The sequence below is a fragment of the Microbacterium sp. genome, assembly GCF_047607465.1.
Classification (GTDB): Bacteria; Actinomycetota; Actinomycetes; order Actinomycetales; family Microbacteriaceae; genus Microbacterium.
Map to the genome: position 1 here is coordinate 18,338 of NZ_JASGCY010000003.1, position 23,088 is coordinate 41,425.

Below are 23,088 nucleotides of genomic sequence, written 5' to 3' on the forward strand. Positions count from 1 at the left end.
AACTGATGCACTTTCAACGTTAGATGCGCACAGGCTCCTTAATTTAGAACGGGGCGGGGGTCAGTTGAAGACTGGCGTCGCGACGATGAAACGGTTTGCAAGGACGGCGACCGGCGCGCTGGTGCCCCACCCGTTTGTCCGGAATTGGAGTTGGATGGTGTACGCGGTCCCGACTGTCGTGTTGATCGGGACGGACCCCACTACAGGCCCCATGCGGGGCTCGGCAGCAGTCGCCGAGCAGTTCATATAATCGCTGGGGGCGAAGTATGGTCCGTTCGTGGCGGACAGTCGCGTGCCGTTCACTGTTGGGGCGACGAGCACCTGAACCGAATGGCCGGCTGCGTAGGGTGCCGACCACACTTGCCCGAAGTTGATCAGGTACACGGGTGCGACAGCGGTGAAGACGACCTGGAGGGATTCTGTCGTGTGGCGGCTCCACGGACCCCACGTTCCCGGCCCGCCATTCGCGGCGCTCGTCTCGGAAACTGGCACTGCATAGCCGAGGCTGTCGGTTTTCGCGTCAGTGACCGAACCGAACGCGGCATCCGACAGCGGCACCAGCGACCCGGTGCCAGGGTTTCGAATCGACATGCCGGTCGAGATGCCGTAACCAATGCGGAGGAGCTCTTGGCTACTGCTGTTAATCACGCGGATGCCGGACGTGTTCATCTCCGTCCGGGCGCCGGATGCCGCCGTGCGGATCAGCGCGCCCGTGATCGTCTTACCGTTGATCGCATCGGCTGCAATCGCGTTGGCGGTAACGGCGCCCGCCGCCAGTTTCACCGTGGTGATCGCGCCTGCCTCGATCTTGTCGGCCGTAACGGCGCCCGCCGCCAGTTTCACCGTGGTGATCGCGCCTGCCTCGATCTTGTCGGCCGTGACGGCGTTCGCCTTGATGTGCCCCGCCTCGACGGACAGTGCGGCGAGTTCGCTGGCGGTGATCGCGTTGGCGGCAATCTCATCGCCGGTGATGCTGTTGGCGACGATCTCGTTGGCGCCGATAGAGTTCGCGGCGATCTTTCCCGCGGTGACGGCGCCCGCGGCGAGCGTCCTGGCGGTGATTGCGCCATCCACAAGCAACTCGCCTTTGGAGCGGCGGCGGATCACAATGTCGTCCAAGACGATCGACCCGGCCGTGTTGTCACGGAACAGAACGAAATACACCCTCGTCACACCGGCAGGGACGGTGCCGGTTCCGGAGATCAGTGTCCAGGTGGATGCGGTCGGCACGGCGGCCGCACTATACGACCACGACCCGATCTGCGCCCCGGTGTCTGTACGTCGCATGGAAAGTTTCGCATTGCCGGCGGTGCCGTTGTAGGCGGCGTCCCGGTAGGCCCACAGTTCGACGTAGAACCCGTCGCCTTCCTGCACGTTGAAGGTCGCGAAAGTGGGAACATTACTCACGGTCCCAGCCGAAGACATTTCGAGGGCACCAGTGCCGGAATGAGCGGGGCCTGTCGTAACGTGGGTGATGGTACCTGGGGCGTTGGCGAGGTTCCAGGGGATCGTCGCGGCATCCTCGAAACCCGACCCGTCGACCAGGTTTTCGAAATCCCCGATGGCGATCTTCTCGGCGGTGATCGTGTTCGCGCCGATCCGCCCCGCGTCGATGATGCCGGTGGTGATTTTGGCGGCGTCAATGGAGCCGAACACGGCGTTTTGGAACTCGCGCGGGGACCATGCTGTGCCCGTCCACTCCCACATGCCGATCACGCCGCCGGCGGCGTCGTTGCGGTACCACAACGCACCGACCGGCTTCCCCGCGCCGTCAGGGACGGTGGGTGCGTTCAGGCTGGTCGTCACCCTCCCGTTGGCGGTCACGGCGTCAGCTGCGGCGTTGTTGATCGTATCGCGGGTCAGAGAATCCAACTTGTCCATTGACACGGCGTTGTCTTTGAGCACGTCCGTGTCCAGCGTGTCCAGTTTCACGTTCACGCCGTCGATCACCCGGCCGATCAGGTCCGTGTTCACCAGAGGCGTCACGGCCACCGACACCCTGGTCGACGCCAGCGACCGGTTACCGGTGTAATCGACAGCGACCAGGTAGAACCAACGGGTGGCGTTGTACTCCTGTTCGGGGGCGTAGAAGGTGTCGCCGTCCTTGTCGATCGTCCCCACCTTGTAACCGGACCCGCCGGAGGAGCTCGCCATCAGCACTTCGCAGTGGGAGAAGTCCGCCGGCTGGGTTTGACCACCCGAGGTGAGGCCATCCCAGTTCACCATCACCTGCCCGAGGCGTGCCGTACAAGTGGGTGCGGACGGCTGCGGGGGCGGGGTGGTGTCTTTGGTGAGCGTCACCGTCAACACCGCCGACCGTTCGCCGACGACGCCATGAATGGACACGGCCGCCATGCAGAAATCCCACTGCTCCCCGCCGGGCAGGGGTGCGTACTTGAACTCCGGGGGGAGTGCGTACGAGTCGGCGAGCTTCTGCCACGCCTCACCGGCATTGGTGGGGCGCCCGTACATTTCGTGGTAGCTCACCTCTATCGGGTTGCCGTTAGTGTCTTTCAGCACCGGCGCGCAAGAGCCCCAGACGGTCGCCTGCGGGCGCCCGTACTCGTCGAAGTAGGCATTCGCACTCACCTGCGCGTCGGCAGGCGCGGCAGGGACGCGGCGGGCGTCGGCGACTGTCTCCGTCTGCTCTTTGATGGTCAGGTTGGCGTCAGCGATAGCATTGGACAGTGACTCTTGCGCCTTCTGGAGGGCCGCGCCGTTCACCTGCCAGGTTTTGAAGGTGCGCTTTTGCGCGTCCAGCTCCTCCTCCATCTTGCGGCGCCAAGCCTGCGCCTCGTCGGGAAGGTTGGATGCGGGCCAGTTGGTCACAGCGAGAATCCGTTCGTCGGGTCGGCGTTGAAGTCATCGGCAGTCAGTCCGGCCGGGTAGGCGGCGTTCCATGCAGTCGCAGTGCGGGAGGACGTGCCAGTGGCGTAAGACAGGAGGGCGGAGTCCATGAGCCCTGTGTGGTGCTGTTCGGCGGTGAAACGGGCGCCGCCGGGCGTGTAGGTGACGCTACGAATACGGAACACCATCCCTTCCGCGAAAAAGAAGGAGCCTTCAAGGTTCCCGAACGGGTGCGCCGCAGGGTCGTTGCTGATGTCCTCGGAGCCGAAAAAGGTGATCACATTCTCCGGCCCCGCCTCCACCTGGGTGACGGTGCCGTTGATCGTGTACGTGGCGGACGAATGCTTCGACAGCACCCCCACCGCCGCCCTGTGTGCGGCGTCGTAAGAGTTCAGGAACGGGTTGTCGATGATCGGCGTGGTCTCCTGCGGGGCACGGTCGCCGTCCAGGCCGGTCTGCATTGTCAGGACACCCCGCTTGAACCGCATCGCGTTGCCGTACAGGCGCAACGACGAATAGGCGTCACTGGTGCCGCTGGTCATCGCGATCTGGTACGGGGCGTACTCGGTCTCACTGGAGCCGGTGATCGTCACCTTCAACTTCAGGCCGGCCTCCAGGATCTCCACCTTTAGATCCCCGCCACCCGCCGTCCACTGTGCGGGCTGGATCGGCAGCCCGTCTTTCCCTGCTACGGCGTACACGGATGCGGTGCCGCTGTACTGTCGGGCGACGGACGCCACGCAGGAAGGCTGGTCAATGCTGAGCACGCTCATACCGATCGGCTTCGCTGCATCCTCCTGCGGCATCATGTCGATCTCGTAGGTGGCTATCTCACCCGCGCCCACCTGGAACACCGGCACGTCCGCAGTCCACCCACCCGCCGGGTACACGATCTGGCTGGTGGGCTGGCTGGTGTCGTACCAGGCGACCTCCACGTTCTGCGCGAGTTGGTCCTCGCTGGCCTGCCATGTCCAGTCGTCGAAAGACCGGGCGAAGACGATACGACTGCCGGGTTCGCGGAACACGTAGAACTGCCCGACCTGAGTCAACTCCATCTGCTGTGCGGCGCACAGGTCTTTCAGCTTGTCGAGCACGTTGCCCTGCCAGCCGATGTAACGCACGCTCCGTGTCGCCAAGGAGGCTTGCACGGCGATCCTCTGAGTCACCCCGCACAACCCCAGGTAGTAGAGGATGGCGCCGCGCAGGGTGCCCGTGTACGCCTCCGCTGTACGGTTCACGTTCAACGCCGCGATCTTCGAATACCCGGTGATAGTGGTGTTCACGCCGTTGCCGCCCGCCAGGCGCAGCTCGCCGGCCATCGTGCCCATGTGCGGGTCGACGAGAAGGCACGGGTCGCCTTGGAGGCGCTTCGACTTCGCGGCCTCCGGGAGGGTGAATGACACCGCACCGACACCACCGGTCGTGTCCCCGGCAACCAGGGGGGTGCAGGAGGATTCCACACTCCAGTCGGAGAGGCTGTAATACCAGGCGTCGCCGATTTTCACATCGACGGCGGTCACGGCCCCACCTCGATCAGCTTCGCGGCGACACTCATCCGCTCACGACCCTCCACGGCGTGCAAGGCCACCTCTGTCGCCGGTTCGAACATGCGGCACCCGCTGTTTCCGCCGCCACGGATGAACCCGGTACCAGACGGCGACTGTCCATCCGGCAGGACTTCGACCATGATCCCTGCGATCGTCCCCGAATTGGGGGTGGTGACGGTGCCGAACGTCTCACCAGGCGCTATGCGGATCGACAGCCCGGTCATCGCCCCAGTGCGGGGGAACGTCGTCGTGAACCGAGTGGTCGACGACGTGGAGATCCACGGGAGGACCGTGCTCGACCCGATCGCGGTCTCGCCATTCATCGGACGGGCCACCACAATGCTGTTGCCCGTGCTGGTGGTTCCGCCGTGCACACCTATGTGGGCCGTGTAGTCAGGGGGTATCGGGATATAGCACTGCGGGGCGACGCCGGCACCAAGCGTGTAAACCGCCGACGTGGCGGGCAGGTTTTTCGTGTTCGTGGCGGTGGACACGGCGGTCGGCCGGGTGAGACCGTACAGCACCGGCCCGTCTGTGCACCCGAGGCCGGGCATCGACCAGTGCGCAGGGAGGACGTTTTCCAGCATCGGGTCGAGCCAGTGGATGAGCCCGCTCCCGGCGACGCCGTAAAACCAGTCGTTCACCTTCCGCCCCTCAGACGCGGAGATGGTAGGCCACGACAGGTCGTACTCCATGTGCGTCACACGCGACGCCCGCCCCGTCACACGGCCGTTGCGGCCCTGCGTGGTCGCACTCCACCCGACAGGCTGGAAGGCCGCACGGGGCGCAGGAGCCTTGAACCACTGCTCCGCCCCACGGACCCCGATCCACACGTTTTTAGCCATCAGGCATTCCCCCTCGAAGTGCGGGCGACGTTCACCGAACCGACAGACCCGGCGAGTTGCGCGCCCGGAAGGACGACGGTCAGGTTTGCGGCCAGCATGTCAGCCAGCAACCGCGCCGAACCCGCCGACAGGTCGACCACACCCGAACCCGCAGCGCCGATCCCGACCGGGCCGGCGACCTTGCCGCTTTTCGCCATGTTGTGCATGTAGGCGAGGTTGTTGACGCCGAGCGTCCGGGTCGCCGCAGCACTGAACACGAACTCTTTGCCGTGCACGAGGCCCGCGATCTGGCTGGCCGACGATCCGCCGGTGTAGCCGCCGGACGAGAACTCGCCCCCGCCGCCACGGCCGCTACGGCGCCTACCGTCGGTCAAGAAGTCGACGACGGAGACGCCGTTCACTGTCGTCATAGGGAGCGGGTTGCGCTTAACGGTGTCGGTCATGCTGAACCATGCCGACTCCCAGTACCACCGCATGTCGCTTGCGGACTGGGCGGCCTGTTGGACGGCGCTGTTGAAGCCGGCGCCGACGCCGGAGGCGATCCCGCTTCCGGCGCGTGAACCGGACTCTTGGGCTTTCGCCACAAACTCGTTGAGCGCCTGGAGTGCAGGGTCGATGTTTGCGGTCACGGTAATGTTTCGGGGCACGCGGTCGATCGCCACGGACATGTCGTCGAACGAGCGAGCGTACAGCTCTACCTGGTCGCGGTTGTACCCCATCGAGACCGCTTGCTGAACGAACTCGGCACGAAGCTGCTGCGCCTTCTGCTGAAGTTCCGCCTGCCCCATTCCGGATGCCGCGAGGGACTTGAGGTAGTTCTGGTAGCTGCCCACCAGGCCGAGGATGTCACCGCGGTTGTTGATCGCGACCTCGCTGTTCCCCACCAGGGACTTGTTCAGCTTGTCCTGCTCGGTGGCGAGTTCCGCTTTCTCTTTCGCCATATCGGCGTCGATCTCAGACAGTTCTGCGCGCAGCTTGGCGGCGCGCAACTCGTCGCCGTAGTTTTCGGCCTGCTTGAGCCAGTACTGCTTGATCGACCTGTCGGCGGCCATGTCTGCCAGCGCGCGGTGATGCTCCTCGATGGCCTCGCGGGCCTTGTCGGCGGCGTTCGCGATCTTGATCCAGTTGGAGTTGATGTCATCGAGTCCTTGGATTCCGCCGAACCGGATATCGAACGCACGCTTCCACACACCGCTGAGGTCGTTGGCGTAGTCGACGAGGGTGCGGATCTCCTTCTTGAGACTACTGCCACTACCACCCCCACCGCCGATAGCCTTAGCCGCCTTTGCGGCGCCCGTGGAGATGCCGTTGAAGAACGAGCTGAAATCGCGGGTAGCGGGCTCTACGGAGGTGGAGCCGGTCAACTGGACGATCTTCTGCCGGATCACTTCAAGTTGGCTTGCCGTGGCGTACCCGCCCTGGATCAGCGTGTTGTAGAGGGCCTGGAAGTTCGCAGCGATCGAAGCGGCGTTACCGGGGGTTTCGGCGGCGATGGCGTCCAGCACGGCGTACAGCGCGCCCAGGTTAGCGCGGCCAGCCTCGCTGAAGATGTCCCAGACGCCAGTGTTCTCGCCGACCGCGGAGCCGAGCGCGTACATCCTGCTCTCGGTGGACAGCGCGGCGTTTTCGACATCGAACAGCGCATCCGCGAGGCCGGCGACGCCGCTCGCCGCACTGTCCGCCTCCGGGCCGACGCCCGCTATCGATGTGCCCGCATACTCGGCCGCAACCCCTGCCTCCTGCGCTGCGAGCGTCGCAGTATCCGTCATGCGCGCGTATTCTTCGAGCGCGTCAGCAACGCTGAGGAGCGCCGCCCCCTGTTCGACCACAGCGCCCATGCCGACGTCCGCGAGGGGCGTACCCATGGAGTTCCCCTCGTCGAGAAGCTTGTTGGCCTCATCGCGCAGTCCCTGGATGTAGGCGGTCATGCCGCCGTTCTTCTGCATCCCGGAAGTGATCAGTTCCCCAACCGCGAAGCCCGCGGCCTCGGCCGCTGCGCGCAACTCCGGGTCGTTCGCCAGCTGCTTGAAACCCTCGTCCCGGGCGAGCTGGCTGCGGTAGAACTCTTCGGTGTTCTTTCCGAGTGCCCGCGTCTGCTCCTCGATCTTCGAGGTGGCCTCGGCGGCCTGTGAGACGATGCCAGCCTGCGTGCCCGCGTACTGCTGGGCGGCGGTGGCCGCCCCTTCCGCGGCGCTCGAGTTCTCTTCAAGCTTTGTGGTGAAGGTGCGGACTGCCTCGCCACTGCCGTTGAAGATCCCGGTGTCGGCGTCGATGGCACGGTTCAGCCCGTCGACCACCGGCTGAAGCTCCGCACTCAGCCCGCCTGCGCTGTCGGCGGCGCTGGTCAGCCATCCGGCGAGGGAGCCGACGAGGGATACGACGATCCCGATACCAGTGGCCCACATGGCGACACGGAGCACCTTCATGCTCGTCGTGGCGGCACCGGCCGAAGCCGTAAGGCCAGTGAGCGCACCCATCAGGCCGCGTACCGTGAGGGTTTCGACGCCCATCGCCAAGGTGGCCTGGGAGACGGCGGTGCGGAACGCGACGAACGACGCGCCCGCCAATGCGGCCGCCGCGAGCAAGCCAGTCAGAGCCGCCGCCACGCCCCCCAGGATTGCGATGAGGCTGACGAAGAACCCGCCGATCGGGTTGGACGCGAACTCTGCGAAGCCCTGGAGGAGCCCGGTGACAACCGCGAGTGCGGTACCCAGCGGGCCAGCCAGCGCGGCGCCGACACCAGCGCCTGCGTCCTGGATGGCGTTGAGGAAGATCTGCCAGCGGGAGGCCAGGTCGTCGACAACCTTCCCATACTGGTCGCCCAGCTCGGTGCCTTCCATCCAGCCCTGGTTAGCATTCGCGAGCGCCTTGTTGAACACGCCGACGTTCGCGCCGACACGGCCGAACACCTCGCCGGCACGGATGCCGCTGAGGCCCAGCTTGTCGAGCGCGCCCGTCTGGGCGATCTGGTCCATCTCCCCAAGGCCGGTAGCGAGGCGCTGGAAGAACTCGACCGGATTGGAGCGCACCATCGCCTCCACGTCGGCACCAGCAACCCTGGCGATGCGCCCGAACTCTTCGAGACGGGGGCCACCCTCGGAGATGGCGGTGTTGAGGCGGTTGAAGTAGACCTCCATCACGCCCTGCGCGCGCTCGGGGGCGATGCGGAGCGAGGCGAATGCGCCAGACAGCGCCACCACCTGATCGGCCGTGAAGCCGGCATTGGAGGCAGACGCGGCGAGCCGGGTCGTCATGGAGACGATCTCCTGCTCGGTCGCAACCGAGCGACGCCCGACGAGGGCGATGGAGGAGCCGAGCGCCTCGTAATCCCGCGCCTGCACGTCGAGCAGGGTTCCCAGGGAGCCGAACGCCTGGGCGGAAGCCTCCGCGGTCAGGCCGGTCACTGCGGAGAACCTTGCGACCGTCTCCGTGAACGCGGACACGTCGTCAGCGGCGACACCGAGCTGGTTGCCGAGGGTGGCGATCTTGGCGACGTCTGCGAACGCGAGAGGGATTTCCCTGGTCAGGCCGACAAGCTCGGTGCGGAGGGCCTGCACCTTAGCCGGGTCGGTAACGCCGTCGAGTGTCCGCTCCACGTTGGTGAACGAAGACTGCATGGAGGCGAACGCTACGACACTCGCCGTCCCCAGCGCGGTGATCGCCGACGCCGTGAAACCCGCCGTAGTCGCCACGTCGTAGAGCGCGTAGCGCAAGGTCGGCAGTGTGGACAGGTCGGATTCACGAGCGGAACGAAGGGTCTGGTGCGCGCGTGCCAGATCATTGTTGACTGTCGTGAGCGCCCTCGTTGCGGCAAGCTGCGCGCGCGGGTCGGCCCCGGCGGAGAGAAGATTCCGCTGGGCTTCCGCCTGCCGCCTGGTCGCCTCGGCGACACCCAGACGCGCCTGGGCGACAGAGTTCTCGCGAGCGGGGTTGATGGCGACGGAGAGGTTCCGATTGGATGCGGCAAGCTTCTCCTGCGCGCCGACGAGGCTCTGTGTGGCTCGCTGCTGTTCCGCAATCGCCTTGGCTTCCGCGCGGGCGCGCGCGTCCATCTGGCGGTTGCTTTCTTTCGCCTCCGCCGCCTGGCGCTTCAGCTGCGCGGCCGTGAGCCGATTCTCGGCGGCAGCCAGCTCGTCCTTCGCCTTGGCTTCCGTGCGGACCTGGGCCGACTGGTCTTTGACCAGCCCGGCGTTCATGCCCTGCCTGTACTGAGTCATCATGGCGGACGTGATGCCCTGACCCGCCATGAACTTGTCTATGTTCGGCGCGGACTTGCCGGCGGCGGCACGGCTTTTCGCCAACTCGCGGTAGGCAGCCTCAGCTTCGCGCACCTTCTTGGAGAGCGCCTGCCACTCGGCAGAGCCCTCCTTGTCGGGGTTCAGGCCCTTCTTGACCTGGTTGGCAGCATCGCCCGTCTCACGGAACGCCTTACCTGCGTCGCGCATCGCCTTCTCAGCGTTGCGGATGTTCTTAGCCAGTTGATCGGCAGCCTTGCCGGCCGTCATCGTGCCCTCAGCGACACGCTCCAGGTCGTTCAGGGCTTGCCGGGCGCCGACGATGAGGAACTGGAGTTCCGCCCTGGCGTCGAATGCGTCAGACATCATCCTCCACCAGTCGGGTCTTTGCGATCATCTTCAAAGTTATGGCCGTTTCGGCCGCTTAATTTCGGCGCCTAGTCGTTCTCTTCGGCATCCTCGGCGCGCTCTGCCGCCAATTGTTCGTAGTAGGCCCGCCGGAACTCGTGCAGCGGCGTCCCGTCCGTCGTATAGAACTCCGGGTATGCGATACCGGACTTGTCGTCGTCTTTCCGGCGCCGCTCCTCGAACTTGTCGATCTCCTGCTTGGCGTAGCACTCGTCGACTTTCACCCTCACTTGGATGCGCGGGTCGCTATTTCGGCACAGCCATCGCGGCACTCCGCATTGACTGCACCGCTCGTCTTTGACGATCTGGTACGCCTGCATGACGAGCACGTCCAGGTTTGACCACTTCTTGCGGTTGTCACCCCCGAGGATCATCGTCGTAGGCCGGACGCCGGCAGTGATCGATGCCTCAATGAGAGGGACGTACCCCGCCCCGGCGTCCGAGGCGAGGTACTCCGCTAGAAATCCGCGTTGTCAGTGGCGCCATCGGCGATGGCCGCCTGGAAGCTCAACTCCGACACGGCGGTGTCGATGCGCGCATACTGGCCGATAGGAAGCCAGTCGCGAAGGTCGTTAACCTGCTCCGGCGTGATCCCCGTGTAGGTCACCCCGGTCTGGCGGTCAACCCACTTCTCCACGGAGGCGGCGATGAGGCGTGAGGCGAACTCGGCGTTGAAGTCGTCCGCCTTCGCTTCCGGGATGTTCTTCCCCTTGATCCCGAGGGCGACCTTGGCTTCGCGGCGCGCCTTGCGGTCGGCGATGCTGGGCAGGGAGATCAGGTGGAACTCGAAAGCAGTGCTTTCAAGATCCTTACGGACGGCCGCCAGTTCTTTCTCGATCTTGCCGATCTGCGCCTTGATCTCCTTGACGCGCGCCACGTCCACGTCGGGGATCTCCTGGCCGGACTCCTCGAGGAAGTCGAAATGCTTGTTGAGCGCCTCCGCCTCCTCGTACAGCGCGTCCAACTTCCCCGCTAGGCCCTTGCGGGTGCGCCGGCCGGTCTTGATGCCGCCAGGGAGTTCCTCGTCGACGGCGTAACCGATCTTCTCGCCGATCGCGGCATCCGTGTAGACCGTGACGACGCGGCGGCGGTTGTTGGCGTTCGCCAGGCGTGCCCGGAAATCGAAGCCTTCGCGAGCTTCGGCCTGGATCTCCTCGATCTCGGCCTGCAATGCATTCTTCTTGCCCATGAAAGAGCCCTCCTCTTGTGGTCACTTCAACGGTAGGTGCGTTTCCGTACCTTAATTTGGACACAGAGAACCCCCGCCAAGGAGGGGAAGGCGGGGGTTCTCTGCTCCTGAGGTAGCGGCGTCAGGAAACTGTGATGGCCTTTGCTGTGCCAGCGGCGGAGCCGGGGTAGGTGGCGGTGATGTTCACGGAGCCGGCCGCGACACCGATCACGAGACCGTGCTTGGTGACGATGGCCTTCGTCTCATCGGACGACACCCACACGGCGCCGACCGTGATGTCGTTGCCCTCGTAGGTCGCCTTGAGCTGGATGCTGTTTCCCGGCGCAACGGTCGAGCCGCCCGTGATGGCAACAGCGGTCGGGACAGTGGACGGGATGATCCGGTTGACGCCGACAAAGCCCTTCGGCTTGAAGTCGACCGTGTAGTACCGGTTCTTGTCGCCGCGCTCTTCCTTACGTGCGTCGGTGATGACGTGGTAAGTGTTGACGACCTGGCCCGCAGCGAAGGCTGCGCCGGCCGGGTAGCCGTCGCGCTGGACGTTCACCATCTCGGTGTGAGGCTTCGCCACGAGGTTGCGGGTCTGCCGGTAGATGGAGCTGGTGTCGGCCGGCGTGGGCGTGTAGAACGCCACCGAGCCACCGAAGTTCTCGTAGCCTCGCGTCGCCGCACCCGCGGCGTCCGTGAGGGCGCGATCCTCGTCCTGCTCCGACGCTTCGATGCCGAAGTCGTAACCGTCCCACTTGGTTGCGTCGGACACGTTGGTGAGCGTGTTCAGCTGCGCCAGGGTGGGCGTGAGGACGTCGGCGACGGCGGCCTTCGGCCCGGTGGCGAGCAGTGTGTTCTGGTTCGACTTGATCTTGACTGCGGGCATGTTCTTCTCCTTACGCTGCGAGCACGTAGTTGGGCTTGGCGACCGACTTCGGGATGAAGACCTGCTGGATCTTCTGCTTCCCACCGTCCTCGTGCACGTTGACGGGGAGGTCGGTGTGAGCGTAGTAGACGTCGATCTCCTGCCCGACTGCGAAGGGCGTGCTGGACGGGTAGCCAACGCGGTGAACGATCAGGTAAGGCACGTCAGGCGCGAACGTGAGGTTCTTCCACAGGACGAACACGCTATCCGTGGCGGCCGGGTTGGCGTCGCGGAAGCCAGTCATGTCGGCGTCGAAGTTCAGGTCCGTCAGGTCGGTGGAGTTCGCCGGGTCGCAGAGGGACTTCTCGTCGTCCTCAGCAGAGTCAGTGAAGCCGAGAGTGAACCCGTCCGAGACGAGAGCGCAGGAGACGTTGCCGCCGGCTCCAGCGTTCGCGTGACCCGTGCTGGTCACAACCGCCCAGCGGTTGAGGACGGCAACGGTGAGTGCGTCGTAGGGGACGAGGCCGGTGGGCGTGATGGCGTTGGGGATGCCGATCACCTCGTGGGCAGGGATCAGGAGGACCGTATCGGTCTCGTTCAAGGTCTTGTCAGGAATGGGAACCACCACCTTTTCTATTGGCCCACATCCTGGGCGTTCACTTCAACGCTAGGCTCGTTTTTGTGGCTTAATTTAGGCGTCGAGTAGACTTTCGGGATGCCAACCATGCCGCGCTCTAAGCCTCGATGCGGGTATTAGCTACCTGAACGCTTACGCCGCGCAGCCTTTGCGCCTCGCGGCATAGTCTCATCCGACTCGCTTGCGCGGGATGCGAGGTACTCTTCAACTGCCTCGCGGGGGATCGGAGTGAACGCCAGTGGCTTCGTGCCCGGCGGGACTTCGATGAGTTCAGGGTGCGCCAAGGCGACCCTGGGGTCGTACTCACCGAGCAAGCCGGTGAGCTTGTGCCGGTACAGCCTGTTGTCGTTACTCACGCATTCAACGCTAGGCGTGTTTTAGGCGCTTAATTTCGACGATGTTATGCGTCGACGCCCTGATTGGTGACCGCTTCCAGATACAGCCCCTCGGCGAACCTAGTGGGCACAGCGGCGGTCGCGGGGCGGCGCGACCCGAAGCCGCCTTTCGCCTCGTAAGAATCGCAGGTATCGCTGGGTGACCAGTCCACCAGCAGGTCGAACGCCGCCGCCATGAGCGCCTGCGCGTCATCTGCATTCCCCGCGACGCAGGCAAGGGTAGCGGGCAGGACGTGCGGCTGGCCCTGCTCACGCTTTGCCAGGCACCGGTCCCGAGCGGTCTGGATCGGCGCCCCGAAGTCGACGAGGATGTGCGGGAGGACGCGCCCGGACGAGTCCCGGGGAACCTCGTAGTCGTCCGATAGAGCGCCCTGGAAGGCTCGCCCACCGTTGATGGTTTTCAGGCGCGCCAGCGTGGCGCGCCGTTCCTCGAGTCCGTGTCCTGCCAACTCAACTCACCTTGAACCCTGCCTGCTTCAGCTTCGCGAGGTATTCTTCCCGAGCCTCCACGTACGACTGCCGTAGCGCCCTCATGCCTTTGAAGCCCACGTTGAACTTCTCATCGCCGTACTCCTGGTAGATGAAGTAGTCTTCAAGGCCATCCTCCCAACCCCACCAGCCGACAAGACCCCCGCGGCCAGTGCTGGTCACGTTGCCGGTCACGCTGTCGTGCATGTGCCCGGTGTCGATCCGGTCGGTGTACTCGATCATCTTGCTGAGCCCGGTCGACTGGGCTTCGGTCAAGGCTCGGAACCCGGCCTTCTCGGCTTCCTCGATCTTGCTCTCGAAGTAGTCCATGATGTCGGATGCCATCGCTGTGAACACGCCCTTGGTGGCGCCGTGGTAGACGCGCTTAGGCATTGCGGCCACCCTCCGTCGAGCAGTCGATGGTGCGGACGGCCGCATGGGAGGAGTTGGTGGCGAACTCCACCTGGAAGGTCATCTTCGCAAGCTCCGGGTCGCGGCCGCCGTCAAAGGTGACCACCAGGCCCTTCGTGATGCTTGCGTCACCAGGAAGCAAGTCGCACTGGAACTGGTAGGTGATGGATGTCTGCGAGCCATTGCCGTCACTAACGACGCGAGGTGCTCGAAGGTGCTGTGCGCGCGCGGGGCGGGGGCCCAGAACAATCTCACCAGGAGCATCGGGAAAACGGTCGCCTGTGATCGGGTCGTAGCCGCCGGGTGTGCCCGGCCTGCGGATTGTGATCGTGCCGTTGAACTGCCCGCGCGCCACGGCGGCGATCTCGTCCGGCCAGGAATCGGCGGAGAGGTGCTTTGGACGGGACAGGGCCATACATCCAGGCTACGACCGGATCATGCTCCTAATCCGGCTACGCCGACTTCAGCAGCGAGAGGACGTTGGCGCGGGACTGCCGGGTATCCGAGATGGAGGGGGCGGGGCGAGCGTCCTCGCGGGTCAACTCCAGTACGGCCTGAATGTCCGCCTCCGTCATCAGGCGCCGACGCTGGGAGATCTTGCGGTGCGGCCAGCGGCCGGCGTACACGGCGTCCCGGAGGGTGCGGTACGGCATGTGCAACCGCACCGCAGCTTCCTCCAGCGTGTAGATCTCCTCATTCATTAAAGGTGATGCTACACGAATAAGGTGCTACATTTAGTGACTTAGCGCTCAACGCTTCATGATCTCGCCGATCATGGTCGCACCGGCGGTCTGCGCCTTCTGCATCAGGTGCCCGTAGATCTGCTCAGTCGTGTTCGTGGACTTGTGTCCTAGGCGCTTGCTGAGGTCGTAGACGGACATCCCCTCGCTGAGCATCCAGGAGGCGTGCGTGTGCCGCAGGTCGTGAGGGCGAGGTGTCTTACGGAGTCCCTTCTTGCGTGCGGCCTTGACGGCATCCTGCCAACCGGCGTTGTGGAACGTGGTGTTCCGCAACTGCCGACCGAACTGATTGGGGAAAACGAGACCGCCTGGCTCGAAGTTCTCGATGTGCTCAAGGATCTCTGCGGCAAGGTCGGCGTGGATGGAGACGTCCCGAACCGACTCTGCCTTCGGTGCCCCCAGGTGGAACCCTCCCGCCTTCGACTTCTTCCACGCGCGCACGACGGGCAGCGCTGGAGTCTTCCGCGCGAGAGCTTCCTGTGTGGTCTCGACCTCGAGTGCAGTCATCTCGGAGAATCGCAGCCCGGAGGCGACGAAAGCGCGCAGCATCAGTCGATGACGTTCAGCGAACACGTCATGCAGGAGCCAGAACTCCTTCAAGGTGAGGAACGTGGCCTTGCGCTCGGTGTCGACCTTCTCTGGAAGGCGCACCAGATCGCAGGGGTTGGCGGGTGCCCAACCGCGTCGGACAGCCGTCTTGAAGACGGAGGAGAGCAAGCCGACGCTGTTCGCCATCGTCTTGTGGGCGTAGACCTTCAGCCCCTCCTTGAGCCAAGCCCCCACTTCCTCGTCGGTCACTTTGGCGACCGGTAAGTTTCCGAGGTCGGAAGCAATGCGGCGATGCTCCCACATCTTCTCGTACTCCGCGGTCGTGTGCTCGTTTGCCCGCGTCAAGGATTTGATGTGCCGCTCGAACGCCTGATTCAACGTCATCTCGGCGGCTGGGGATGCTTGCTGGAGGAGAGCTTCCGCCGCGGCGAGCCGCTGCCCGTTCGCGTTCAGAAGTCGCTGGAGAACGATGGCGTTCGCCTCGACAGGGAACGGGAGCGAGGTCTGCTTCCCGGTGTCAGGGTCTCGCCAGAGGACGTAGAAAGTCTTCGACCCGTCCTTCTTGGTGTGCTCCCGAATGCTAGCCATAGGGGACAAGAGTAGGGCTCGCAGGCCCTCGTTTCAACCGGATCAGAATCCGTTTCAACAAGGCCCTCGCGAGCCCTACTTTCTACTGGCGGTGACGGCGGGATTCGAACCCGCGGTTGCTTGCACAACACACGCTTTCCAAGCGTGCTCCTTCGGCCGCTCGGACACGTCACCAGGGAACAACCTGAACAGTCTAGCCGATCGGCGGCGGGCTCTGTGACCGAGCCCACCGCGTAGGATTCCTGGGTGGCAACACCCAAGATCATCCTCTTCTACGTCTTCACGCCGCTCGCCGACCCCGAGGCGATCCGGCTGTGGCAGCGTGATCTCGGTGAGTCTCTCGGCCTGCGCGGCCGCCTCATCATCTCCAAGGACGGCATCAACGGCACGCTCGGCGGCGACGTACTCGTGCTGAAGAAGTGGGTGCGCAAGTTCCGCGGCTACGCGCCCTTCAAGGACGTCGACATCAAGTGGAGCGAGGGGAGCGGAGTGGATGCCGACGGCCGCAGCCTCGACTTCCCGAAGCTCAGCGTCAAGGTGCGCGACGAGATCGTGTCGTTCGGCGCCCCGGGCGAGCTCCACGTCGACGAGGGCGGCGTGATCGGCGGCGGCATGCGGCTGAGTCCTCAGGCCCTGCACGAGCTCATCGACGAGCGCGGCGACGAGGTCGTGTTCTTCGACGGCCGCAACGCCCTCGAGGCGCAGATCGGCCGGTTCAAGAACGCGATCGTCCCCGAGACCGAGACGACGCGCGACTTCGTGAGTCTGCTCGACTCCGGCGCCTACGACGATCTCAAGGGCAAACCCGTCGTCACCTACTGCACCGGCGGCATCCGCTGCGAGGTGCTGTCGAGCCTGATGACCGCGCGCGGCTTCGGCGAGGTCTATCAGCTCGAGGGCGGCATCGTGCGCTACGGCGAGAAATACGGCGACGACGGGCTCTGGGAGGGCTCGCTCTACGTCTTCGACAAGCGCCGTTCGATGGACTTCTCCGACCACGCCGCCGTCATCGGCGTCTGCGCCGGATGCGGCGCGGCAACGAACCGCACCGCGAATTGCCCCGACCGTTCCTGTCAGACCCAGTCGGTGGTGTGCGAGGCGTGCGATGCGGTGCCGTGCCGGGCGCACGCCGCCATCCGCTGATCGCCCGGTCGTGCACGCAGGGCGCCCCCGGCCACCGCACCGTTCAGCGCCGGTCCGCCTTCCCGTCTCCGACGAGCTCGCCGAACCACTCGGGGTCGGGCTCGATGTCGACGCGTCCGACCGGCCGCGAGGCGATGAGCGAGCGCGGCAGCAGCAGCGCCGCGGCCCGCGCCCGCCGATCGACGCTCCTGCGGACTCCGCGCAGCACCGTGCGCAGCGCGGGGGAGAGGTCGTCCGCGCTCCCGGCACGGGCATAGCTCGCCCGTTCGACCGCATCGACGAGCATCGCCGTCGCCGCGGCATCCGCGCTGTTCTCCCTCACCAGCAGGGTGCCGCGGATCCGTGGCGAATCGGCGTCGGAGATCGCGATCTGCAGGTCGATGAGGGTGGCCCGCAATTCGGCCCAGGCCGCCCCCGCGTCACCGCGCCGCGCCCGGCGGATGCGGAGCACGCGCACCGTCCAGCGGATGAGCATCGGCAGCAGCAGCACCAGCGCGATGCCGAACCCGACGAGCACGACGGGAGCCGGGTCGAGGCGGCGCAGCTCTCCGCCGGAGGTCGTTCCGCCGCCGACGTCGCCGCGGTCGATCTCGGCAGGGGAGGTCGCGGTGCTCGTGGGCACCGACGTCGGTGCGGGGGTCGCCTGCCCCGCGGTCCCGCCCGAGGCCTGCTCCGACGCGAACGCGGTGGGCGTGCCGAGCGTGGCGGTCGGCTCGAACGGCACCCAGCCGACGCCGGGGAAGAGCACCTCAGGCCAGGAGTGCAGCTTGTCGCTGGCGACCGAGTAGATGTACTCATCGCCGCGCCGCTCCGACGTGCGCGTGCCAGGGAGATAGCCGACGACGATGCGCGACTGCATGCCCAGGCTCTGCGCCATCAACGTGAACGCGCCGGCGAAGTGCACGCAGTACCCGGATCTCACCTCGAGGAAGGTGGCGACGGCATCCGCCCCTGTCCCGTCGAACCCCTCCTCCACCGGCGTCTCCAGAGAGTAGGCGAATTCGCTGCGGAACCAGCTTTGCAGCGCGATCAGCCGGTCGTAATCGTTCGTCGCCGCGGCGGTGACGGCGGCGGCGGTGCTCGCGATCGACGCCGGCAGCTCCACCGGGTCGCCGCCGTCGCTGGCGGGCGCCGCGGGCAGGTTGCGGATCTGTTCGAGCGTCGGCGTCACCCGCAGCGAGGCGACGGTGTAGTCGTTGCCGACCGCGTCCGCGGTGCGGGAGGCGAGCGTGCGGTTCTCGGGCATCACGCGCCACGACGAACCGACGCCCTGCACGCTCGTCGCCGGATACGGCACTGGTAGCCACGAGCTCGACATGCGCGTCACCCTGATCGAGGTGCTCTCCTCTGCGACGGCGATGTCCGGTCCCCATTCCGCGGCGCCGAAGCCGTCGCTCGTGGGCTGCAGCGCGCTGCGATCGGGGCTCCAGACGCGGCCGTCGAAGTCGGACAGGGTGGTCAGCCGCAGGTACGGGGCGGTGGTGCGCGCCGTGGCGAGGGCGAGCACCTCGACCGGGCTCGGCTGACGCAGATCGTCGCCCAGCCGCAGCGACGCGTCGACGCGCACGCCGGGGCCGACGCCGGCCAGCGTCGCGGCCACCGGCAGTGCGGGGGAGATGAAGAGGGAGGCCGCGATCGCGACAGCGCCGGCGCTGACGACGGCGACCGGCGCGAGCCGGCCGGGGGACTCCGGATGCCGCAGCGCGGTGCACCGCAGGAGGATCAGCACGATGACGGCGAGCATGAGGAACCAGACGATGTTGACGCCGCTGCCGACGACGGCCATCGGCACCACCCCGACGCCGGCTACGAGCAGGCCGGCGAGCACGGCGCCGCGCGTCGCGATCAGCTGATCGAGCAGGAGCGTGACGGCCGCAAAGCCCGCCCCGAGCAGGAGACGCAGCCCCGGCGTGCTGTCCAGCGGCGCGACGCCGTGGATGATCTGATCCCATCCGGTGCCCGAGAGCGCCGCGAACGATGTCCATGTGGCGTCCGTCGGGACGACGCCGAGCACCGCACTGCTCGGCGCGACGAGCTGGGTGAGCAGGCCCAGAGCACCCAGCAGCTGCGCCACCAGGGCGACGACCTCGCGCGCCCAGACGCGGCGGTACCGGAGCGCGACGCGCACGCCGAACCCGATCAGCGCCACGGCGCACACCATCACGACGGCGGTGAACGACCAGGCCCCTGGTTCGATCACCGACGTGTACGGCCAGAGCGCGACCAGGGCGGATGCCGTGGCCAGCACCGCTGGCACGAAGAACACCTCGCGCGGAGCCTCGTCGCGATGCCAGCGCAGGTGCGGCGCCCTGGGCTCAGCGCGGGACATCGCCGACTCCGATCTGATCGGGAAGCGCGTCGTCCCATGCCGCGGCGACGTCGTCGCCGAGCTCGGCCACCCGCCATCCGCGGCGCCCCGCGGCGGCGGCAGCACCATCGCCGAGGGCGGTGGCGAAGAGCATCCCCGCGGCCGCGGCCGCGGTGCGCAGCGCATCGGCGTCGTCCTCCTCGAGGCTCCCGGTGATGTACACGAGGGGGCCGGGCGGGGTGCCGCCGACGAGCGCGGTCGCATCGCGCGCCTCGCCGCGGGGGGTGGTCATCGCCAGGGCGACGAGCAGGCTCTCCCTGTCGTCCTCGTGGCCGCGCAGCGTGCCGAGGGCGTTGCCGGCGCTGTCGATGACGTCGACGCCGTAGCCCTCCTGCTCGAGGTGCACGGCGGCGGAGGCGCACAGCGACACGGCGGCCTCGAAGGCAGGATCAGCCTCGTCGCCCGGCTTCGCCCAGCGGGCGGCGCTGCGGTCGAGGATCACCAGCGCGTCGGGGCTCGACTCGGCCTCCTCCTGTCGCACCATCAGCTGACCGCGGTGCGCTGTCGCGCGCCAGTGGATGCGCCGCATCGAATCGCCGGGCACGTAGCCGCGCGGCGAGAGGTTGTCGGCGCCCTGGCCGAGCCGGCTCGTCGAGGTATGCGCGGTGCCGCCGGCGGCGCCCACCTTGACCTTCAGGGGCGTGAGCGCGAAGACCTCGGGGACGACCGTGATCGTGTGGGTCTCACCGAACGCCTGCTCGCGCTGGGCGAGACCGAACGGATCGACGGTGCGCAGCATGAGCGGCCCGATCGACCAGACGCCGCGCCGTACGCCCGTGATGGAGTAGCCGAGCCGCCCGTTCGGCGTCGGGAACTCGCCGGCCGCGTCGCCGGATACCGCGTCGGGGAGGATGTCGCGCCACAGGGCGCTCGGTGTCCGCAGCGAGCGCAGGTCGAAGCGCACCGACACGCGGGAGGTCTCCGACACGGTGAGCAGGTCGGTCGAGATCTGCCGCGAGACGTTGCCGCTGCGCCGGGGGAGCCGTACGACCAGGACGGCGATCGCGGTGGCGGCGATGAGCAGGATGCCGACGTGGACGAGGATCGCCGCCCCGATGAGGTTCGCGAAGACGATGCAGCCGATACCGGCCAGGAGCGCACCCGTGCCCCGGGCGGTGAGGGTGCGTCGGGGTCGCATGCTTGCAGCGTCCGTCAGGCGCGGGAGGCGACGGGTACCCGCACGCGGGCCACGATCTGCTCGAGGGCGGCCTCGACGGGCTGGGCTCCGGCCCGGTGCGCGCCGCGCGCGGGCAGCAGCCGGTGCGCGAGCACGGGGATCAGGAGCTCGGAGACGTCGTCGGGGATCACGAAGTCGCGGCCGTCGAGGGCGGCGCGCACCTTCGCGGCGCGGATCAGCTGCAGCGTCGCACGGGGGCTCGCACCCAGGTGCAGGCTCGGATCCGACCGGGTGGCCCGGGAGAGCGCGACCGTGTACTCCTCGATCGCGGGGGCGACGTGCACGCTCCGGGCGAAGGCGATGAGCGCCCGCACGGTGTCGGCGTCGGTGACCGCCGAGACCGCGGCGAGGGGGTTCACCGTGTCGCGCTGGCGGATCATGAGGGCTTCGGCGGCGGCATCCGGATATCCCATCGAGATGCGCATCATGAAGCGGTCGCGCTGCGCCTCGGGGAGTGCGTAGGTGCCCTCCATCTCGAGCGGGTTCTGGGTCGCGACGACGAGGAACGGATCCGGCAGCGGATGGGTGGCGCCGTCGACGGTGACCTGGCCCTCCTCCATCGCCTCGAGCAGCGCCGACTGGGTCTTGGGTGATGAGCGGTTGATCTCGTCGGCGATGACGATGTGCGCGAAGACGGCGCCCTGCTTGAACTCGAACTCCCGGTCGACGGGGTTGTACACGCTCACCCCGGTGACGTCTCCCGGCAGCAGGTCGGGGGTGAACTGGATCCGCCGCACCGTGGCGTCGATGCTCGCGGCGAGGGCGCGGGCGAGCATGGTCTTGCCGACGCCTGGCACGTCCTCGATGAGCAGGTGGCCCTCGGCGAGAAGGCAGACGAGGGCGCTGCGCACGGCTTCGGGCTTGCCGTCGATGACCTGGCCGACCGAGGCCGCGATCGCTCCGGTCAAGGCGGCGAAGCGCTCGGACGAGAGTGCTGCCGGGGCGGTGTCTGTCATGCGTTCCCTCTCGCCTGGGCGCTCCGATGCGCGCGTGAACCGATCGTAACCCGATCTCGCGCACGGCGGCCCTCAGACCTCGGGTAGACTGGTTGACGGCTCTCCGCGCGGCGGCATCCAGGCCAATTCCCCCAGGGCGGAAACGCAGCAAGGGTAACCGGGCTCTGCTGGGTGCGCGGAGGGTCTTCTCCTTCTCCGGGGTCTCCGTCGATGCTCCTCACGAGGCGCGCACAGCCCGCACTGCGAGAATCGGATCATGACCGCGATCGAGCCGCAGACCTCGCCGAACAGGATCCGCCGGTTCGGCGCCCCGCTCGTGCTGCTCGCGCTGATGTGGGCGGTGCAGCTGGCCGACAGCATCCTTCCCGGGTCGTTCTCGGTCTTCGGCATCCGCTCCTGGTCGCCGGAGGGCCTGCCCGGCATCGTCGCGGCTCCGCTCCTGCACGCGAGCTGGCTGCACCTCATCGGCAACTCCGCGCCGTTCCTCGTGCTGGGCTTCCTCGTCGCGGCCGAGGGGGGCGCGACGGTTCTGGGTGGTGACGCTCTTCGCCACCGTGATCGGCGGGCTCGGCACCTGGATCGTCAACGCACCGGGAACCCTCACCGTCGGCGCATCCGGTCTCGTCTTCGGCTACTTCGGCTATCTCGTGATGCGCGTCTTCGCTCCAGGCCGGGTGGCCCACCGCATCCTCTACGCCGTCGTGGCGCTCGTGGTCATCGGGGTGTACGGCGGGTCGATGCTCGCCGGCGTCTTCGCCGCCGCGGCCGGGGTCTCCTGGCAGGGGCACCTGTTCGGCGCGATCGGCGGAGGAGCGGCCGCGTTCGCCGGCCGGACCCGCGCGGACAGGCGTTGAGGCGGCGGCACGATGTCGAAGACCCCGAGGCGCTCGCCGCGGCAGCGCGCGCGACGACGGATGCGGCGCAAGCGGATGCTGCGTCGCACCGCCATCACCCTGGCCGCCGTCTCCGCGGCGACCGTCGCGGGCGTGCTCGCCGCACCGGCACTGGTGTCCTGGGCGCCGGAGCTCACCGCCGCGCCCGCGTACTGCGCGACCGAGCCGACGCAGCTGGCCACCGCGGATGTCGCCGGCTGGCGCGGCGAGCAGCTGCAGAACGCGGCGACGATCATGCTCACGGCATCCGCTCTGGGATTCGATCGCGACGGGCAGATCCTCGGGGTGATGACGGCGATGGGTGAGAGCAGCCTGCGCAACATCGACTACGGCGACTGGGAGACGAGAGGCATCACGAACCCCGACGGCTCGCGCACGACGAGCATCGGGCTCTTCCAGCAGCAGGAGTGGTGGGGAAGCGTCGAGGAGCGGATGGATCCGGCGACCGCGGCCACGCTGTTCTACCGGAAGCTCGCCCTGGTTCCGGACTGGCAGGCGATGCCGCCGTCGCACGCGATCCACCGGGTGCAGGTGAACACGGATGCCGACTACTACACGAGGTATCAGGAGGATGCGACGGCCGTCGTCGACGCCCTGACGCGCGGCTGCCCGGCGCTGTAGTCCCCGGCGCGCCGTGCGCGTGGTCTGGCGTCCGGCGCGTGAGCTTGGTCGTCCGGCGTCTTGTTCCGGCATCCGTCTGCTTCGTCCGGCATCCGTCCGGCATCCGTTTTCGTTCCGGTCGCGATCTGTGCCGCTTGAGCTCCGGAATAGCGACACGGACTGCGACCGGAGCGGCGACGGAGCACCCGAAACCGGCACGAACTGCGACCGGAACGGCAACG

At 66.9% G+C, this 23,088-nt stretch carries 19 protein-coding genes, 1 tRNA gene and 1 other RNA gene; 4 read left to right on the top strand and 17 right to left on the bottom strand.

Features of this window, described 5'->3' with window-relative positions; all coding sequences use genetic code 11:
• Nucleotides 1-60: 60 nt before the first annotated feature.
• From QM568_RS00285 to QM568_RS00350, 14 genes are all read right to left on the bottom strand, one after another.
• On the bottom strand, nucleotides 61-2,829 hold the full coding sequence (locus QM568_RS00285) for a hypothetical protein (protein WP_415134620.1): 2,769 nt from the start codon (nucleotides 2,827-2,829) through the stop codon (nucleotides 61-63).
• Nucleotides 2,826-4,367 (bottom strand): hypothetical protein, encoded by a 1,542-nt coding sequence (locus QM568_RS00290; RefSeq protein WP_415134622.1) that lies wholly within the window; start codon nucleotides 4,365-4,367, stop codon nucleotides 2,826-2,828. The genes QM568_RS00285 and QM568_RS00290 overlap by 4 nt, the downstream gene beginning before the upstream one ends.
• Nucleotides 4,364-5,239: a hypothetical protein gene (locus QM568_RS00295; protein WP_415134624.1), complete on the bottom strand. Its 876-nt coding sequence runs from the start codon at nucleotides 5,237-5,239 to the stop codon at nucleotides 4,364-4,366. The genes QM568_RS00290 and QM568_RS00295 overlap by 4 nt, the downstream gene beginning before the upstream one ends.
• Complete coding sequence (locus QM568_RS00300) at nucleotides 5,239-9,840, bottom strand: phage tail tape measure protein (RefSeq protein ID WP_415134626.1); 4,602 nt, start codon at nucleotides 9,838-9,840, stop codon at nucleotides 5,239-5,241. The genes QM568_RS00295 and QM568_RS00300 overlap by 1 nt, the downstream gene beginning before the upstream one ends.
• 71 nt (nucleotides 9,841-9,911) lie before the next feature.
• A complete protein-coding gene (locus QM568_RS00305; protein WP_415134628.1) occupies nucleotides 9,912-10,256 on the bottom strand; it encodes a hypothetical protein in 345 nt (114 codons plus the stop codon).
• A gap of 83 nt (nucleotides 10,257-10,339) precedes the next feature.
• Nucleotides 10,340-11,053 (bottom strand): hypothetical protein, encoded by a 714-nt coding sequence (locus QM568_RS00310; protein WP_415134630.1) that lies wholly within the window; start codon nucleotides 11,051-11,053, stop codon nucleotides 10,340-10,342.
• Between the two features lie 139 nt (nucleotides 11,054-11,192).
• On the bottom strand, nucleotides 11,193-11,942 hold the full coding sequence (locus QM568_RS00315; RefSeq protein WP_415134632.1) for an Ig-like domain-containing protein: 750 nt from the start codon (nucleotides 11,940-11,942) through the stop codon (nucleotides 11,193-11,195).
• A 10-nt stretch (nucleotides 11,943-11,952) separates the two neighbouring features.
• Nucleotides 11,953-12,546, bottom strand: coding sequence for a hypothetical protein (locus tag QM568_RS00320; RefSeq protein ID WP_415134634.1), 594 nt, complete (start codon nucleotides 12,544-12,546; stop codon nucleotides 11,953-11,955).
• 412 nt (nucleotides 12,547-12,958) lie between these two features.
• The gene (locus QM568_RS00325; RefSeq protein WP_415134636.1) at nucleotides 12,959-13,402 is read right to left on the bottom strand and encodes a hypothetical protein; all 444 of its coding nucleotides are present in this window, start codon (nucleotides 13,400-13,402) and stop codon (nucleotides 12,959-12,961) included.
• A gap of 1 nt (nucleotide 13,403) precedes the next feature.
• Entirely contained in the window at nucleotides 13,404-13,814 is a 411-nt protein-coding gene (locus tag QM568_RS00330) for an HK97 gp10 family phage protein (RefSeq protein ID WP_415134638.1), read from the bottom strand.
• Nucleotides 13,807-14,247: a DUF6093 family protein gene (locus QM568_RS00335; protein ID WP_415134640.1), complete on the bottom strand. Its 441-nt coding sequence runs from the start codon at nucleotides 14,245-14,247 to the stop codon at nucleotides 13,807-13,809. The genes QM568_RS00330 and QM568_RS00335 overlap by 8 nt, the downstream gene beginning before the upstream one ends.
• A gap of 37 nt (nucleotides 14,248-14,284) precedes the next feature.
• Entirely contained in the window at nucleotides 14,285-14,533 is a 249-nt protein-coding gene (locus QM568_RS00340; protein ID WP_415134642.1) for a helix-turn-helix domain-containing protein, read from the bottom strand.
• A gap of 48 nt (nucleotides 14,534-14,581) precedes the next feature.
• The gene (locus QM568_RS00345; protein ID WP_415134644.1) at nucleotides 14,582-15,709 is read right to left on the bottom strand and encodes a tyrosine-type recombinase/integrase; all 1,128 of its coding nucleotides are present in this window, start codon (nucleotides 15,707-15,709) and stop codon (nucleotides 14,582-14,584) included.
• A gap of 86 nt (nucleotides 15,710-15,795) precedes the next feature.
• A tRNA-Ser gene (locus QM568_RS00350) sits at nucleotides 15,796-15,883 on the bottom strand.
• A 72-nt stretch (nucleotides 15,884-15,955) separates the two neighbouring features.
• Between QM568_RS00350 and QM568_RS00355 the strand changes: the two genes are divergently transcribed.
• Nucleotides 15,956-16,852, top strand: coding sequence for a rhodanese-related sulfurtransferase (locus QM568_RS00355; RefSeq protein WP_415134646.1), 897 nt, complete (start codon nucleotides 15,956-15,958; stop codon nucleotides 16,850-16,852).
• Nucleotides 16,853-16,895: 43 nt separating this feature from the next.
• On the opposite strand, the gene QM568_RS00360 is transcribed toward QM568_RS00355, so the two are convergent.
• From QM568_RS00360 to QM568_RS00370, 3 genes are read right to left on the bottom strand one after another with little or no spacing between them, the layout of a single operon-like run.
• On the bottom strand, nucleotides 16,896-19,181 hold the full coding sequence (locus QM568_RS00360; protein ID WP_415134648.1) for a transglutaminaseTgpA domain-containing protein: 2,286 nt from the start codon (nucleotides 19,179-19,181) through the stop codon (nucleotides 16,896-16,898).
• Nucleotides 19,168-20,358 (bottom strand): DUF58 domain-containing protein, encoded by a 1,191-nt coding sequence (locus QM568_RS00365; RefSeq protein WP_415134650.1) that lies wholly within the window; start codon nucleotides 20,356-20,358, stop codon nucleotides 19,168-19,170. Before QM568_RS00365 ends, QM568_RS00360 begins: the two co-directional genes overlap by 14 nt.
• Nucleotides 20,359-20,372: 14 nt before the next feature.
• Nucleotides 20,373-21,353, bottom strand: coding sequence for an AAA family ATPase (locus QM568_RS00370; RefSeq protein ID WP_415134652.1), 981 nt, complete (start codon nucleotides 21,351-21,353; stop codon nucleotides 20,373-20,375).
• Nucleotides 21,354-21,447: 94 nt separating this feature from the next.
• Between QM568_RS00370 and ffs the strand changes: the two genes are divergently transcribed.
• The 3 genes from ffs to QM568_RS00385 all read left to right on the top strand — a co-directional run bounded on the left by ffs (nucleotide 21,448) and on the right by QM568_RS00385 (nucleotide 22,867).
• Nucleotides 21,448-21,544, top strand: an RNA gene (gene ffs / locus QM568_RS00375) — signal recognition particle sRNA small type.
• Nucleotides 21,545-21,889: 345 nt separating this feature from the next.
• Nucleotides 21,890-22,207, top strand: a complete 318-nt coding sequence (locus tag QM568_RS00380) for a rhomboid family intramembrane serine protease (RefSeq protein ID WP_415134654.1) — start codon at nucleotides 21,890-21,892, stop codon at nucleotides 22,205-22,207.
• A gap of 12 nt (nucleotides 22,208-22,219) precedes the next feature.
• A complete protein-coding gene (locus QM568_RS00385; RefSeq protein ID WP_415134656.1) occupies nucleotides 22,220-22,867 on the top strand; it encodes a hypothetical protein in 648 nt (215 codons plus the stop codon).
• Nucleotides 22,868-23,088: the final 221 nt, after the last annotated feature.

Excerpts from the sequence above, each read along its gene's own strand:
- QM568_RS00295 (WP_415134624.1), bottom strand. The coding sequence starts at position 5,239 with ATGGCTAAAAACGTGTGGATCGGGGTCCGTGGGGCGGAGCAGTGGTTC.
- QM568_RS00300 (WP_415134626.1), bottom strand. The coding sequence starts at position 9,840 with ATGTCTGACGCATTCGACGCCAGGGCGGAACTCCAGTTCCTCATCGTC.
- QM568_RS00305 (WP_415134628.1), bottom strand. The coding sequence starts at position 10,256 with ATGATCCTCGGGGGTGACAACCGCAAGAAGTGGTCAAACCTGGACGTG.
- QM568_RS00315 (WP_415134632.1), bottom strand. The coding sequence starts at position 11,942 with ATGCCCGCAGTCAAGATCAAGTCGAACCAGAACACACTGCTCGCCACC.
- QM568_RS00330 (WP_415134638.1), bottom strand. The coding sequence starts at position 13,814 with ATGCCTAAGCGCGTCTACCACGGCGCCACCAAGGGCGTGTTCACAGCG.
- QM568_RS00335 (WP_415134640.1), bottom strand. The coding sequence starts at position 14,247 with ATGGCCCTGTCCCGTCCAAAGCACCTCTCCGCCGATTCCTGGCCGGAC.
- QM568_RS00340 (WP_415134642.1), bottom strand. The coding sequence starts at position 14,533 with ATGAATGAGGAGATCTACACGCTGGAGGAAGCTGCGGTGCGGTTGCAC.
- QM568_RS00345 (WP_415134644.1), bottom strand. The coding sequence starts at position 15,709 with ATGGCTAGCATTCGGGAGCACACCAAGAAGGACGGGTCGAAGACTTTC.
- QM568_RS00360 (WP_415134648.1), bottom strand. The coding sequence starts at position 19,181 with ATGTCCCGCGCTGAGCCCAGGGCGCCGCACCTGCGCTGGCATCGCGAC.
- QM568_RS00365 (WP_415134650.1), bottom strand. The coding sequence starts at position 20,358 with ATGCGACCCCGACGCACCCTCACCGCCCGGGGCACGGGTGCGCTCCTG.
- QM568_RS00370 (WP_415134652.1), bottom strand. The coding sequence starts at position 21,353 with ATGACAGACACCGCCCCGGCAGCACTCTCGTCCGAGCGCTTCGCCGCC.
- QM568_RS00385 (WP_415134656.1), top strand. The coding sequence starts at position 22,220 with ATGTCGAAGACCCCGAGGCGCTCGCCGCGGCAGCGCGCGCGACGACGG.